The 13,387-nt window shown below is 44.1% G+C and carries 13 protein-coding genes and 1 riboswitch; of the genes, 3 read left to right on the top strand and 10 right to left on the bottom strand.

Annotation, left to right across the window (positions count from 1 at the left end; translation table 11 throughout):
- The first annotated feature begins 26 nt into the window (after positions 1 to 26).
- Positions 27 to 123: riboswitch (SAM riboswitch) on the top strand.
- A 71-nt stretch (positions 124 to 194) separates the two neighbouring features.
- Positions 195 to 1,388, top strand: a complete 1,194-nt coding sequence (gene metK, locus BUB93_RS05455) for a methionine adenosyltransferase (protein ID WP_073270080.1) — start codon at positions 195 to 197, stop codon at positions 1,386 to 1,388.
- 130 nt (positions 1,389 to 1,518) lie between these two features.
- Here metK and fabZ read toward each other — a convergent pair whose 3' ends face one another.
- The 10 genes from fabZ to accB form a co-directional block, all read right to left on the bottom strand.
- Positions 1,519 to 1,944, bottom strand: coding sequence for a 3-hydroxyacyl-ACP dehydratase FabZ (gene fabZ, locus BUB93_RS05450; protein WP_073270079.1), 426 nt, complete (start codon positions 1,942 to 1,944; stop codon positions 1,519 to 1,521).
- Between the two features lie 11 nt (positions 1,945 to 1,955).
- Positions 1,956 to 3,191, bottom strand: coding sequence for a beta-ketoacyl-ACP synthase II (gene fabF, locus BUB93_RS05445; RefSeq protein WP_073270078.1), 1,236 nt, complete (start codon positions 3,189 to 3,191; stop codon positions 1,956 to 1,958).
- Positions 3,192 to 3,200: 9 nt separating this feature from the next.
- Positions 3,201 to 3,941 (bottom strand): 3-oxoacyl-[acyl-carrier-protein] reductase, encoded by a 741-nt coding sequence (fabG, locus tag BUB93_RS05440; RefSeq protein WP_073270077.1) that lies wholly within the window; start codon positions 3,939 to 3,941, stop codon positions 3,201 to 3,203.
- A gap of 2 nt (positions 3,942 to 3,943) precedes the next feature.
- Positions 3,944 to 4,888 carry an ACP S-malonyltransferase gene (gene fabD / locus BUB93_RS05435; RefSeq protein ID WP_073270076.1) on the bottom strand — a complete coding sequence of 315 codons (945 nt, stop codon included), beginning with the start codon at positions 4,886 to 4,888 and terminating at the stop codon, positions 3,944 to 3,946.
- 4 nt (positions 4,889 to 4,892) lie between these two features.
- Positions 4,893 to 5,123, bottom strand: a complete 231-nt coding sequence (gene acpP / locus BUB93_RS05430) for an acyl carrier protein (RefSeq protein WP_143159066.1) — start codon at positions 5,121 to 5,123, stop codon at positions 4,893 to 4,895.
- 79 nt (positions 5,124 to 5,202) lie between these two features.
- Complete coding sequence (locus BUB93_RS05425; RefSeq protein WP_073270074.1) at positions 5,203 to 6,177, bottom strand: beta-ketoacyl-ACP synthase III; 975 nt, start codon at positions 6,175 to 6,177, stop codon at positions 5,203 to 5,205.
- Positions 6,178 to 6,196: 19 nt separating this feature from the next.
- Positions 6,197 to 7,036, bottom strand: coding sequence for an acetyl-CoA carboxylase carboxyltransferase subunit alpha (locus BUB93_RS05420; RefSeq protein WP_073270073.1), 840 nt, complete (start codon positions 7,034 to 7,036; stop codon positions 6,197 to 6,199).
- A 1-nt stretch (position 7,037) separates the two neighbouring features.
- Positions 7,038 to 7,877: an acetyl-CoA carboxylase, carboxyltransferase subunit beta gene (gene accD / locus BUB93_RS05415; RefSeq protein ID WP_073270072.1), complete on the bottom strand. Its 840-nt coding sequence runs from the start codon at positions 7,875 to 7,877 to the stop codon at positions 7,038 to 7,040.
- 10 nt (positions 7,878 to 7,887) lie between these two features.
- Complete coding sequence (gene accC, locus BUB93_RS05410; protein ID WP_073270071.1) at positions 7,888 to 9,234, bottom strand: acetyl-CoA carboxylase biotin carboxylase subunit; 1,347 nt, start codon at positions 9,232 to 9,234, stop codon at positions 7,888 to 7,890.
- 2 nt (positions 9,235 to 9,236) lie between these two features.
- Positions 9,237 to 9,710 carry an acetyl-CoA carboxylase biotin carboxyl carrier protein gene (gene accB / locus BUB93_RS05405; RefSeq protein WP_073270070.1) on the bottom strand — a complete coding sequence of 158 codons (474 nt, stop codon included), beginning with the start codon at positions 9,708 to 9,710 and terminating at the stop codon, positions 9,237 to 9,239.
- A 125-nt stretch (positions 9,711 to 9,835) separates the two neighbouring features.
- On the opposite strand from accB, the gene fabV reads away from it, so the two are divergent.
- Together fabV and recD2 are read left to right on the top strand one after the other, a co-directional pair.
- Entirely contained in the window at positions 9,836 to 11,032 is a 1,197-nt protein-coding gene (fabV, locus tag BUB93_RS05400) for an enoyl-ACP reductase FabV (RefSeq protein WP_073270069.1), read from the top strand.
- A gap of 140 nt (positions 11,033 to 11,172) precedes the next feature.
- Positions 11,173 to 13,386 carry an SF1B family DNA helicase RecD2 gene (gene recD2 / locus BUB93_RS05395; protein ID WP_073270068.1) on the top strand — a complete coding sequence of 738 codons (2,214 nt, stop codon included), beginning with the start codon at positions 11,173 to 11,175 and terminating at the stop codon, positions 13,384 to 13,386.
- Position 13,387 lies beyond the last annotated feature (1 nt).

Here is a 13,387-nt window from a genome sequence, read left to right as displayed (position 1 = left end):
GATATTTTCAATTGAATAAGATACTTACCTTATCCAGAGTGGTGGAGGGACTAGGCCCTATGAAACCCGGCAACCGGCTATATGCGTGGTGCCAATACCTACAGAAAATCTGAATGATAAGGACAGCTTGACTATAGAGCCTCGTCCTTTGACGGGGTTTTTTTATGACTATAAATTGATTGGAGGAATCAAAGATGACTAAGAAATTATTTACTTCGGAGTCTGTTACCGAAGGACATCCGGATAAAATGTGCGACCAGATATCAGATGCTATTTTAGATGCCATACTTACAGAAGATCCAGAGGGCAGGGTGGCTTGCGAGACGCTGGTTACTACAGGGCTTGTGATGGTGGCAGGAGAAATATCCACTGATTGCTATGTAGATATCCAAAGCATAGTAAGAGAAACGGTGAGGGAAATTGGATATACAAGAGCAAAATATGGTTTTGATTGTGATACCTGCGCAGTGGTCACATCCATACATGAACAATCTCCTGACATAGCTCAAGGGGTAGACAAGTCTCTGGAATCAAGATCAGGAGAGGATTCAAACGGAGATGTTGAGGAAACCGGAGCTGGAGATCAGGGCATGATGTTTGGTTTTGCATGCAACGAGACTCCTGAACTTATGCCGCTGCCTATATCATTAGCCCACAGGCTCTCTAAAAAGCTCTCAGAGGTGAGGAAAACAGGCGCGCTGGAGTACTTGAGGCCTGATGGTAAAACCCAGGTTACCGTCGAATATGAGGACGATAGGCCTATAAGGGTGGATACTGTAGTAATAAGCACCCAGCACAGCCCGGATGTGGACTTAGATACCATTAGAAGGGATCTTATCAAGTATGTGATAAAGCCTATAATAGATGAGAGTTTTATCGACGACAAGACGAAGATACTTATAAATCCTACGGGAAGATTCGTAATCGGTGGACCCCAGGGAGATGCAGGCCTCACGGGCAGGAAGATAATAGTCGATACCTACGGAGGATACGGAAGACACGGAGGAGGAGCATTCTCCGGAAAGGACCCAACAAAGGTAGACAGATCCGGCGCATATGCGGCAAGGCATGTAGCTAAAAACATTGTAGCGGCAGGGCTTGCGGACAAGTGTGAAGTTGAAATTGCCTATGCAATAGGAGTAGCAAGGCCAGTATCTATTTATGTAGATACCTTTGGAACCGGAAAGATAAGTGAAGACAAGCTAATAGAGCTGATAAAAAGAAACTTTGACTTAAGGCCTGCAGCGATGATAAGAGACCTAGGCCTTAGAAAGCCTATTTATAAAAAGACGGCAGCTTATGGCCACTTCGGAAGAACCGATATCGAGCTTCCCTGGGAAAAAACAGACAAGGCTGAGATATTGAAAAGGGAAGCGGAAGAGATATAATTTAAGTTGGTCGGTTGGAAAGTTGGAAAGTTGGAAAGTTGGAAAGTTGGAAAGTTGGAAAGTTGGAAAGTTGGTCAGGAAAAACCTTTCAGCAAACAATCCAAATAAAAAAAGCCCATTAGGGCTTTTTTTAATTCACTGCAAATGTAAGCTCGGCTTCTGCGCAGACTTGTCCGTCGCAATATGCAACTGCCTTGCCGATTCCTACTCCTGCCATGCTCCTTATTATCTCGGTTTCAAGGGTGAGGGTATCACCGGGGATTACCTTTCTCTTGAACTTGGCTTTTTTAATTCCGCCAAAGTAAGCGATCTTTCCCTTGTTTTCCTCAAGGCTGAGCAAAGCAACAGCTCCCACTTGGGCTAGAGCTTCGATTATCAATACTCCGGGCATAACGTGCTCCTGGGGGAAGTGTCCCAAAAAGAAGTATTCGTTTGCCGTCACGTTCTTGATGCCTGTAGCCTTTATCCCTGCTTCGAGCTCTGTTATCTTGTCCACAAGAAGGAAGGGATATCTGTGTGGAATTATTTCCTGTATTTGATTGCTGTTAAGTATCATCGTAAAACTCCTTATTCAGACCATTTTTTAAAAGCGATGGTAGCGTTATGCCCTCCAAAGCCAAGTGAATTAGAGAGGACGACTTTTATGTCAGCTTCCCTGCCGGTATTTGGAACATAATCAAGGGTGCACTCTGGATCTTCCACAGCGTAGCCAGCCGTTGGAGGCACGAACCCTTCTTCTAGCGATTTTATGCAGACTATGGCTTCAGCTCCACCGGAAGCGCCTAAAAGGTGGCCTATCATAGACTTTGTAGAACTTACGCAAAGCTTTGATGCGTGGTCTCCAAAGAGGTTCTTTATTGCGGCAGATTCATTTACATCATTGTAGTATGTGCTGGTGCCGTGAGCATTTATGTAGTCTACATCAGTAAGTTTGAGTCCGGCATCTAATACGGCTGTATTCATGGCTCTTCCGCCACCTTCACCTTCCGGAGCCGGAGATGTTATGTGATAAGCATCACAAGTGGTTCCGTACCCCACTATCTCGCCGTAAATTTTTGCGTTTCTTTTTTTTGCATGATCCAAGGACTCAAGGACTAAAATCCCTGCACCTTCACCCATTACAAAACCGCCACGTTCCTTGTCAAAGGGGATTGAGGCTCTCGAAGGATCCTTAGAAGTGCTTAAAGCCTTCATTGACATAAAGCCTGCAATTCCTGTTTCACAGATTGAAGCTTCGCTTCCTCCTGCAACTGCAAGATCCATCACTCCTGCCCTGATTTTGTGGAATGCTTCGCCGATGGCATTTGTAGCAGACGCACAGGCTGTAACTATTGAAAGGCATGGTCCTTTAGCTTCGAGGGCTATTGCCACGTTTCCTGCACCCATGTTTGGAATCATCATTGGTATGAAGTAAGGGGAGACCCTGTCATGACCTTTTTCGATCTGCCTTTTGGTCTGGTCATAGAAAGTCTCGATGCCGCCAATTCCGCTTGAAACGATGACCCCGAATTTTTCCCGGTCTATTTCAGCATCCTTAAGACCCGCATCTTCATATGCCTGACATGAAGCGTAAATGGCGTACTGAGAGTATTTATCAAGCCTTTTAAGCTCTCTTTTATGCATGTACTTTTCTGGATTGAATTCCTTGATTTCGGCAGCAAGAGTAACCTCGTAGTCAGCAGTATCGAACCTTGTTATCTTGTCGATTCCACATTTTCCCGCTTTAACGTTTTCCCAAAACTCATTTACATCCTGTCCCAATGGGGTTATGGCACCCATTCCTGTAATAACGACTCTGTTCATATAAGCCTCCTAAACCACCATTCCGCCATCCACGTTGATGACCTGTCCGGTTATGTATTTTGATTCATCCGATGCAAGATATCCCACCAGGCTTGCCACGTCTTCCACGCTGCCAAGATTGCCGGCAGGGATATTTTTTTGTATTGCCGATTTTTGTTCTTCGCTTAGCTTGTCGGTCATGTCAGATGCTATAAATCCAGGAGCTACAGCATTTACGGTAATGCCTCTTGAAGCGAATTCCTTGGCAACGGATTTTGTTAGTCCAATGATTCCTGCTTTAGAAGCTGCGTAGTTAGCCTGACCCGGATTACCGATAAGTCCTATTACCGATGCCATGTTGATTATTCGTCCTTTTTTTGCCTTGAGCATTGGCTTTGCCGCATGCTTGATGCAGTTGAAGGTACCTTTAAGGTTGGTCCCTATTACGGAGTCGAAGTCATCTTCGGTCATGCGGAGGATAAGAGTATCCTTTGTGATTCCGGCATTATTGACAAGTATGTCTATTGAACCGAATTCATCCAATGTCTTATCCATCAATACCTTAGCATCTTGAAAGTTCTGCACGTCTCCTTTGACGGCGATTGCTTTTTTGCCTTGCGAAGTTATTTCCTCAACAAGCTCCTGTGCCATCTTCTCGTTGGAGCGGTAGCTTATGACCACGTTAGCTCCCATTTGGGAAAGCTTCATGACGATTGCTCGGCCGATGCCTCTGGTACCGCCGGTCACAATCGCTGTTTTATTTGATAACATAATTATTCCTCCAATGTTTTCAGAGTTTTTTCAAGAGATTTAACGTCCTCAACGTTGAGAATCGTAACTTTTTTGTCTATTCTTTTTACAAAATTGGACAGGGTCTTGCCCGGACCAACTTCAATGAAAGTGTCCACGCCCTGGCTTATCATATATTCAACGCTTTTTTCCCATTGCACCGGTGAAATGACCTGCTTGACCAACAGATTTTTTATATTGGCGATTTCGTCATAAGGTTTCGCTGTATAGTTGGAAACCACCGGAACGGTCCATGGGCTAAAAACAATGTTTTCCAAGTAAGAATCCAGGTTGTCTGCGGCATTTTTAAGCATGGATGTGTGAAAAGGTCCGGATACGCTTAATGGCACTACCCGTTTGGCGCCTTTTTCTTTGCAGATGTCCATAGCGATGTTAACTGCTTCTACAGAGCCGCCTATTACAATCTGGCCTGAGTAATTGTAGTTTGCGATTTGGGCTATGCCCTCAGAGGATGCTTGAACACAGGCTTCTTCGATTAGCTTTGTATCAAGGCCGATAATGGCAGCCATGGTGCCTTTCCCGTCTGGAACCGCATTTTCCATGAATGTGCCTCTGTTGTAGACCAGCTTGACCGCATCCTCAAATGGCATGATTTCAGAAGCTACGACAGCGGAGTATTCTCCAAGGGAGAGTCCTGCGTGGAATCTGGGAGTTTTTAATCCTTGCCCTTTCAAGACTTCAAGCATAGCGATGCTCGCTGTCAAAAGGCATGGCTGGGTATAAATCGTGACATCCAGCTTTTCCTTTGGACCTTCAAAACATAATTCCCTTAAATTAAAGGGAAGTGAAGCTTCGGCTGCTTCAAAAACGGCCTTGGCTTCACTGAAATTATCGTATAGTTCTTTTCCCATGCCGATGCTTTGTGCACCTTGGCCGGGAAAGATCAGAGCGATTTCCCTATTGGTCATATTCTTAGCCTACTTCTTTTTCCAGGTAGTCGATGATGTCTTTTACTGTGATCATTTTTGCAGCATCTTCTTCAGGTATCTTGATGTCGAATTCGTCTTCGAATGCCATTACGATTTCAACTATAGCCAAAGAATCAGCTCCTAAATCGTCTTGAATATTCGCGCTTTCCACTACTTCTTCAGCGTCTACTCCCAGTTCATCTACAAGAATTTCAATTACTTTTTCTTTAATCATTATTCTTACCTCCGTAATTTAGTATTTATTTTTTATTTCAAAGGAATTATCCTCTGCTGTCTATATTATAGCCTAACTATCAGAATTCATGCAAGATGGCTCCCCATGTAAGTCCACCCCCAAAGCCGGTAAGTATCACTTTGTCTCCGGCAGCCACAAGTCCTTTTTCCATCATTTCTGCTAAAGCTATGCCTATGCTTGCCGATGATGTGTTGCCGTGCTCCATCAGGTTTATAAAGAACTTATCTTTGGGAAGTCCCATTACTTTGGCCACTTTCCCGATTATTCTTTCGTTGGCCTGGTGGGGAACGATGTACTTAATGTCTGAAATATCAAGGTCTGCCTGATTGAGTACATAATCAACGCTGTCTTTTACCGCGAAGGTAGCAAACTTGAATATTTCAGCGCCGTTCATGCTCATCCAGGAAGGAAGGCAAGTGTTTTCACCGGTGAATGGGCTTCTAAGGGGCAATGCGGGCAGGGCAAGGTTCATATCCACATCTCCTCGGGAATTTGTGTAATCTGAAATTATTCCTGTATCGGATGTTTCCAAGACTACAGCTCCGGCTCCGTCTCCGAAGAGAACGCAGGTGCTTCGATCCTCCCAATTAAGCGTTCGGGATAGGGTTTCTGCACCGACTACAAGAGCTCTTTTGACCGTTTTCGTCTGGATGAACTTGTGTGCTGTCTGAATTCCGTAAATAAGCCCTGTACAAGCTGCGTTAAGGTCAAATGCCATAACATGTCTGTCGTTTATGCCCAGCTTGTATTGGAGCATTGATGCCGTAGAAGGCATAAAGCTGTCCGGTGAAATTGTCGCTACGATGATCATGTCTATCGTATTTGGGTCAATGTTGCCGTTTTTCATTGCATCCAAAGATGCTCTGTATGCTAAATCCGTTGTAGATTCATCAACGGAGATGCGTCTTTGTTCAATGCCGGTTCTGCTTTTTATCCACTGATCGTTGGTATCCACCAAAGCTGACAAATCATCATTTGTTACAGTCTTTTGGGCTAAAGCCTTTCCCACGGCAATTATTTTTGAAGTTTTCAAATGTGTCTCCTTTCAGAAGTTATATACCGATATTTCTATACTTTTGATAACGTTTCTTCAAGAGATTTTTTACCGGCATGGCCTTCAGCGAGCGAACCTCGCTAACAAGAAGATCTTTAAGATATTGCATGCACTCAAGGTAGGGTCCCTTCATAGTAACGCCACCGGAAGGCTCCGGAACTATCTTGTCAGCTATATTAAGGTTGAAAAGATCAAAAGATGTCAGCTTCATGAGCTCCGCCGCTTCCTTTGCTTTGGCGCTGTCTTTCCAGAGTATGCTGGCAAAGCCTTCCGGAGAGAGTATGGAATAGATGGCATATTCCATCATCCATATTTGGTCTCCTACGCTAAGGGCCAAAGCTCCACCGCTTCCTCCTTCTCCGATTACCACGCTTATGACGGGAACCTTGAGTTCGGATATTTCAAAGAGATTGTTGGCAATTGCATGCCCCTGACCCCGCTCTTCCGCTCCAAGTCCGCAGTATGCCCCCGGAGTGTCAACAAAACATATGACAGGTCTATTAAACTTTTCTGCCTGTTTCATGAGCCTTAATGCCTTTCTGTAGCCTTCAGGATAAGGCATGGCGAAATTTCTCTTCAGGTTTTCATCCAGGTCACGGCCTTTTTGCTGACCTATTACAGTGACTGGGATGTCGTTTAGCATTGCGATTCCCCCGATGGTGGAAGCGTCGTCGCCGTATGCCCTATCTCCGTGAAACTCTATGAAATGATCGAAAATAGTGTCGATATAATCCTTGGAAGTAGGCCTTTCGTTTGACCTGGCGATATTTACGTTTTCCCAAGGGTCGTGTTTTACCTTTTGAAGTTCTTCATCCAAGAGGATTTTGTTTTTATCCATATCATTCACCTCCATGGATCTTAAGGATCCTGTGCAAAGTCTTTCGCATGTCGTTTCTACTTACTACCTTGTCCACGAATCCGTGATCCTGCAGGAACTCGGCGCTTTGGAAACCTTCAGGCAGTTCCTGGCGAATAGTCTGTTTGATTACTCTAGGACCGGCAAAGCCTATGAGAGCTCCAGGTTCTGCCAAAATAATATCCCCTAGCATTGCAAAGCTGGCCGTCACGCCACCGGTAGTTGGGTGGGTGAGGACGCATACGTATAAAAGCCCCATTTCTGAGTGTTTTTTAAGGGCGGCGCTGACCTTTGCCATTTGCATGAGAGACACGATGCCCTCCTGCATCCTGGCTCCGCCGGAGGCGCAGTATATGACCAGAGGGAGTCTGTGCTTCATTGATTTTTCAACAGCCCGGGTAATTTTTTCGCCGACGATGCTTCCCATGCTGCCCATCATGAAACTGGAATCCATAGCACATAATACACATCTTTTTCCATGGATATCTCCATAGCCTGTTACCACCGCTTCTTTTATTCCAGACTGTTTTGCGGCTTTTTCCAATTTATCTACGTAGCCGGGGAATTCAAGGACATTTTTTGTTTTCATCAATTTGTTAAATTCTCTAAAGGTCCCAAAATCTACAGTAAGCTCGATTCGGGCATACGCTTTTAAGGGGAAATGATGTCCGCATTTTGGGCATACATGCTTGTTTTGCTCCAAATCCTGATAATATACCATTTCGGAGCAGCTCTCGCATTTGTTGTATAATTTATCCGGAACCTCTTTTTGTTTGAACTGACTAGAGCTGAAATTCTTTTGCTTTCCAAAAAATTTAAACATTTTATCAAACCTATCCGATTATTTTATTTACAAAATTTGTGTTGAATTCTCCTGCAAGAAAATCAGGGTGGCTGAGGATTCTCTTTTGGAGACTTGTATTTGTCTTGATGCCTGATACCACCAGTTCGTCCAAGGCTACTTTCATCTTTTGGATGGCCTCAGATCTATCATTGCCCCAGCAAATAATCTTGCATAGCATGGAATCATAATAAACAGGGATTTTATATCCGGGGTAAAGGTGGGTATCGACCCTAACTCCGTTTCCTCCAGGAAGGTGCAAGTCGGTTATGGTTCCTGCGCTTGGAGCAAAGTGGTTGTCCGGGTCCTCGGCGTTTATCCTGCATTCTATGGAGTGGCCTCTGATGATTACGTCCTCTTGATTTATTGTCAGCTTGTCACCACGGGCTATTTTAATCTGCTCTTTGATAAGGTCTATTCCCGTAACCATTTCGGTGGTGGGATGTTCCACCTGTATCCGAGTGTTCATTTCTATAAAATAATAGTTGTTGTCGTTGTCCACCAAGAACTCCACTGTTCCGGCACTATTATAGTCAATGGCTTTTGCGGCCAATACTGCACTGTCGCCCATGTTTTTTCTCATAACATCGCTTATGTAGGATGAAGGGGCTTCCTCTATCATCTTTTGATTATTCCTTTGTATGGAACACTCTCTGTCGAAGAGGTGTATTGTATTGCCGTGTTTATCTGCCAGGATTTGAAACTCCACATGTCGAGATTCGGTTATGTATTTTTCTATATATATGGAAGAATCTCCAAAGGCGTTTTGAGCTTCGTTTTTGGCCTGATCGATAAATCTGGACAAATCTTCAAAGGTGTTTACTATCCGCATGCCCTTGCCGCCGCCACCCATCGAAGCTTTGATTATTACTGGAAAGCCTATTTCCTTGGCTACTACCAAAGCTTGGTCCATGTCGTGGATAAGGCCGTCTGAGCCGGGAATTACTGGAACCCCACTGCTTTTCATCAGCTCTCTTGCGGTTGACTTGTTGCCCATGTTCAAGATGGCATCGGAATCGGGACCTATAAAGATTATCCCGCACTCTTCGCACATCTTTGCGAACCTGCTGTTTTCGGACAAAAAGCCGTATCCGGGATGGATCGCGTCAACACCCAGGGTCACGGCTGTGCTCATGATTCGTTCTAAATTAAGGTAGCTGTCCTTTGGGGATCCCGTCCCTATGCATATGGCATAATCGGCAAGCGCAGCATGTAGGCTGTCTTTGTCAGCAGTGGAGTACACTGCCACGGTTTCTATGTTCATTTCCTTGCAGGCTCTTATGATCCTGACTGCTATCTCCCCACGGTTGGCTATCAGGACACGGTTAAAATGCGTCATAATCACTTCGTCCTTTCTATAACCATTATTGGTTGGTCGAATTCCACGATATCCTGGTTTGCAACCATAACTGATTTCACCTTGCCTTCACAGGGGCTTTTGATTTCGTTGAATACCTTCATCGCCTCAAGGATGCAAATTACCTCGCCTTCCTTTACGTAATCGCCAATCTTTTTAAATGGAGGCGCATCCGGTGTGGGTGACTCGTAGTATATCCCTACCAGTGGAGATTTTACCGTAACCTCATTGTCTGCAGGGATGACATCTGCAGTCCCAGGAGCTATTGGTTGTGCTGCTGCTGAAGGTGCAGGTTGCTGAAGCTGTGAGGGTGAAACCTCTTTTATAATAGTTTGAACAGAGTCTTCAGGATTGTTTTTTATGATATTTAGTTCGAATTCATCTTCCCTTAAATAGAATTCTCCAATTGTGCTCTTTTCTAATCGGTCAATAAGTAATATAATTTCATTAACGTCCAAAACAGTACCTCCCAAATAATTACTTCGTATTTTGTGCCAAATTCTTTGACAATCAAAGTATATTTGAAATATAATACAAAGAACAATAATTGTCAACCTAAAAAGATAATCAAGGAGGATCATTAATGATAATACAACCTGCGATAAAAAGCAATATCTGCGTCAGGGTACACCCTTTAGGGTGCAAGGAAAATGTGCGAAGACAAATTGAGTTTGTAAAACAATCCGGAGAGTTCAAAGGACCAAAGACCGCGCTTATAATAGGAGGGTCATCGGGATACGGTTTAGCCAGCAGGATCGCTCTTGGCTTTGGGTGCAAGACCAACACCGTTAACGTATCATTTGAGATGGAGCCAAGAGGAGCCACTAGGACAGGGACTGCCGGTTGGTGGAACAACATCTTTTTTCAACAGTTTGCAAAGGAAGAGGGCCTTTCTTTCAAGGATTTTGTTGGGGATGCCTTTTCTTTTGAGATGAAAGAGGTGGTGGTGGACTATATAAAGAAGAAATACGGCAAAATCGATCTTTTAATATACAGTCTGGCTTCAAACAGAAGAACTGATCCCAGGGACGGGGTTACTTATAAATCCGTTCTCAAGAGCATTGGCGATGAGGTAAGGGGATATTCCATTGATATAACAAGCCTTTCCCTTAAAGAAGAAATAATGGAACCTGCTACTGAAGAAGAAATTAATAATACCATAAAGGTAATGGGTGGAGAAGACTGGCAGATGTGGGTAGAAATGCTCTCAGAAGCGGGAGTTCTAGCTGATGACTTCAAGACTATAGCTTATACCTATCTTGGATCGCCGGCGACGTATCCCATATACAAAGACGGCACCATCGGTCAGGCTAAAAAGCATTTAGAGCAGACAGCGGCAGCGCTTGACAATATAGTAAAAGAGAAGTACAACGGGGAAGCCCTGATATCTTCAAGCAAGGCCATCGTCACTAAGGCGAGCATTTACATTCCGATTTTCCCGGTATATGGTGCGATACTCTACAAGGTGATGAAAAAGCACGGAACCCACGAAGGGGAAATAGAGCAGAAGTACAGGTTCTTTAAGGAAATGATATACGGCAATGAGCGGATAACCGACGAAGAGAGCAGAGTGCGTCCTGACAATTTGGAGATGGACGAACAGGTTCAAAGTGAAGTTGAAGATATACTAAAGTCCGTCAGCAACGAAAATGTAAGAGAGATAACGGACATAGAAGGATTTATAGATGACTTCATGAAGATAAACGGATTTAATTTTGACAATGTGGATTATGACGAGGACGTTGATTTAGAAGAACTTGCTAAGCTGGAGTTGCTTTAAGAAATCTATAGTTAAATAAGAAATTATAAATGCCCCTTGGCGTTATTACCTTAATAGGTTGCGCAGAGGGGTTTTTTGCCCCTTATCACATGGGGCGGGTAGTGTTATAATGAAAAGATAATAAATATTGGAGCTATTAAATGGAAAAACTGTCCGGTTACATAGAAAACGTAATATATCACAACGAACAGAATAATTTTACCGTAATGGAATTAGACTGTGGGGGCAATCTGGTAACGGTAACGGGAAGCTTCCCAACCCTTAACCCGGGAGAGTACATAACAGTGAAGGGTGCATGGAGCGAGCACCCCTCTTTTGGCGTGCAGCTTAAGGCCCATAGCTTTAAGGTGGAGATACCGGAGACTGTCGCCGGGATGGAAAAATATCTTGCTTCAGGGCTCATAACAGGCATCGGAGAGAAAAAGGCCAGGCTGCTGGTGGAGCGGTTCAAGGAAGATGTGCTGGATATAATAAGGTACAATCCGGACAGGCTGACTGAAGTGGAAGGGATAGGCAAAAAAACCGCCAGCATGATAAGCGAATCCTTCAACGAGCACAGAGAGGTCATGGACATCATAATGTTTCTTGGGGAGTACGGAATATCCTCTTCCATGGCGATGAGGGTGTACAAGGTGTATCGGGACAATACCATATCGGTTATCAAGGAAAACCCCTACAAGCTGATACGCGATGTCCCGGGAATCGGATTCAAGCTGGCAGATGAAATAGCAATGAGCATGGGCGTAGAGCAATTTTCTCCCTTTAGGGTGATGGCGGGCATCAAGCATATGCTTCAAAGCTGCTATAACGATGGAAACATGTATATGGAAGAAGAGGAGCTTGTCTATAAATCCGCTTCCGTGTTGGATATTTCAGAAGATCTCGCCTATGACAATGTTGAAGATCTTGTCCTGCAAGGGGATATAAAACTTGAAACAATTGAGGACAAGAGAGTTTACTACACGATTCCTCTCTTCAAGGCGGAGGAAAGCGTGGCGGAAATGACTGTCAGGATTTCCAGACACAGATACGAAAATGAGATCATAAACGTAGATAAAATAATATCCAGCTATGAGAGGCAAAACGACATAGAGCTTGATGAAGCGCAAAAAAATGCGGTTAAGGCCGCGGTTGAAAACGGCGTGGTCATAATAACGGGAGGGCCGGGCACAGGCAAGACAACGATAATAAAGTGCATACTTGAGATATTTCAGCAGCTTGATTACGATATAGCCCTAGCAGCTCCCACCGGAAGAGCTGCTAAAAGGATGAGCGAGGCCACCGGATTTGAAGCTAAGACCATTCACAGGATGCTGGAATTTGGATATTCTGAGAACGAAGCGGAACAGACCTTTGATAAGAACGAAGAAAATCCACTGGAATATGACGTTGTTATCGTAGATGAGGCATCGATGATAGACATACTTCTGATGAACCATCTTTTAAAGGCCATCAGACTTGGCACAAGGCTTATTCTGGTAGGAGATATTAACCAGCTTCCGTCAGTAGGTCCGGGAAATGTTTTAAAGGACATAATAGACAGCAATCAGGTCAGCCTGGTTGTCCTCAACAAGATATTCAGGCAGGCCCAAGAGAGCATGATAGTAGTAAATGCCCATAAGATAAATAATGGGGAGATGCCCATGGTAAACGACAAGGAAAAAGACTTTTACTTTATCAACTGCAATACGGGGGAAAAGGTGCGAAAGACCATATTAGACATATGCACCCACAGGCTTAAAAATTACAACGGCTACGATTTTTTTGAAGATATACAGGTGGTAACCCCCATGAAAAAAGGAGCCGCCGGCATCAATGAGCTGAATAAGCTCTTGCAGCTTAACTTAAACCCACCCTCCCCGGACAAGGAGGAACGGACGTTCATGTCTACGGTATACAGGGAAGGGGATAAGGTGATGCAGATCAAGAACAATTACAATATAGAATGGCTTGATTTAAATACCCAGGAAGAGGGCCAAGGGGTTTTTAACGGAGATATCGGCATAATAAAAAAGATAAATCAACAAGGTAAAAATGCTACCGTAATCTTTGACGATGACAAACAGGTAATATATTCATTTGAACAAATGGACGAACTGATACTCTCTTATGCAATTACCGTTCATAAAAGCCAGGGAAGCGAGTTCAAGGTAGTGGTGATGCCCGTATTTCAAGGGCCGAGAATGCTTCTTAACAGAAATCTCCTTTATACAGCTATCACAAGGGGCAAGGAACTTGTTGTTCTGGTGGGACATAGAACCTACTTAAAGGCTATGATAGAAAACATAAACACTGTGATGAGAAAAACTGGGCTTCGGGACAGAATCAGAGCCCATGCCATTATGGAGGACTAAG

The organism is Alkalibacter saccharofermentans DSM 14828 (assembly GCF_900128885.1).
GTDB classification, from domain to species: domain Bacteria; phylum Bacillota; class Clostridia; order Eubacteriales; family Alkalibacteraceae; genus Alkalibacter; species Alkalibacter saccharofermentans.
Note: the sequence above shows the minus strand (reverse complement) of the source record. Positions and strands in the feature narration are given on the sequence as shown.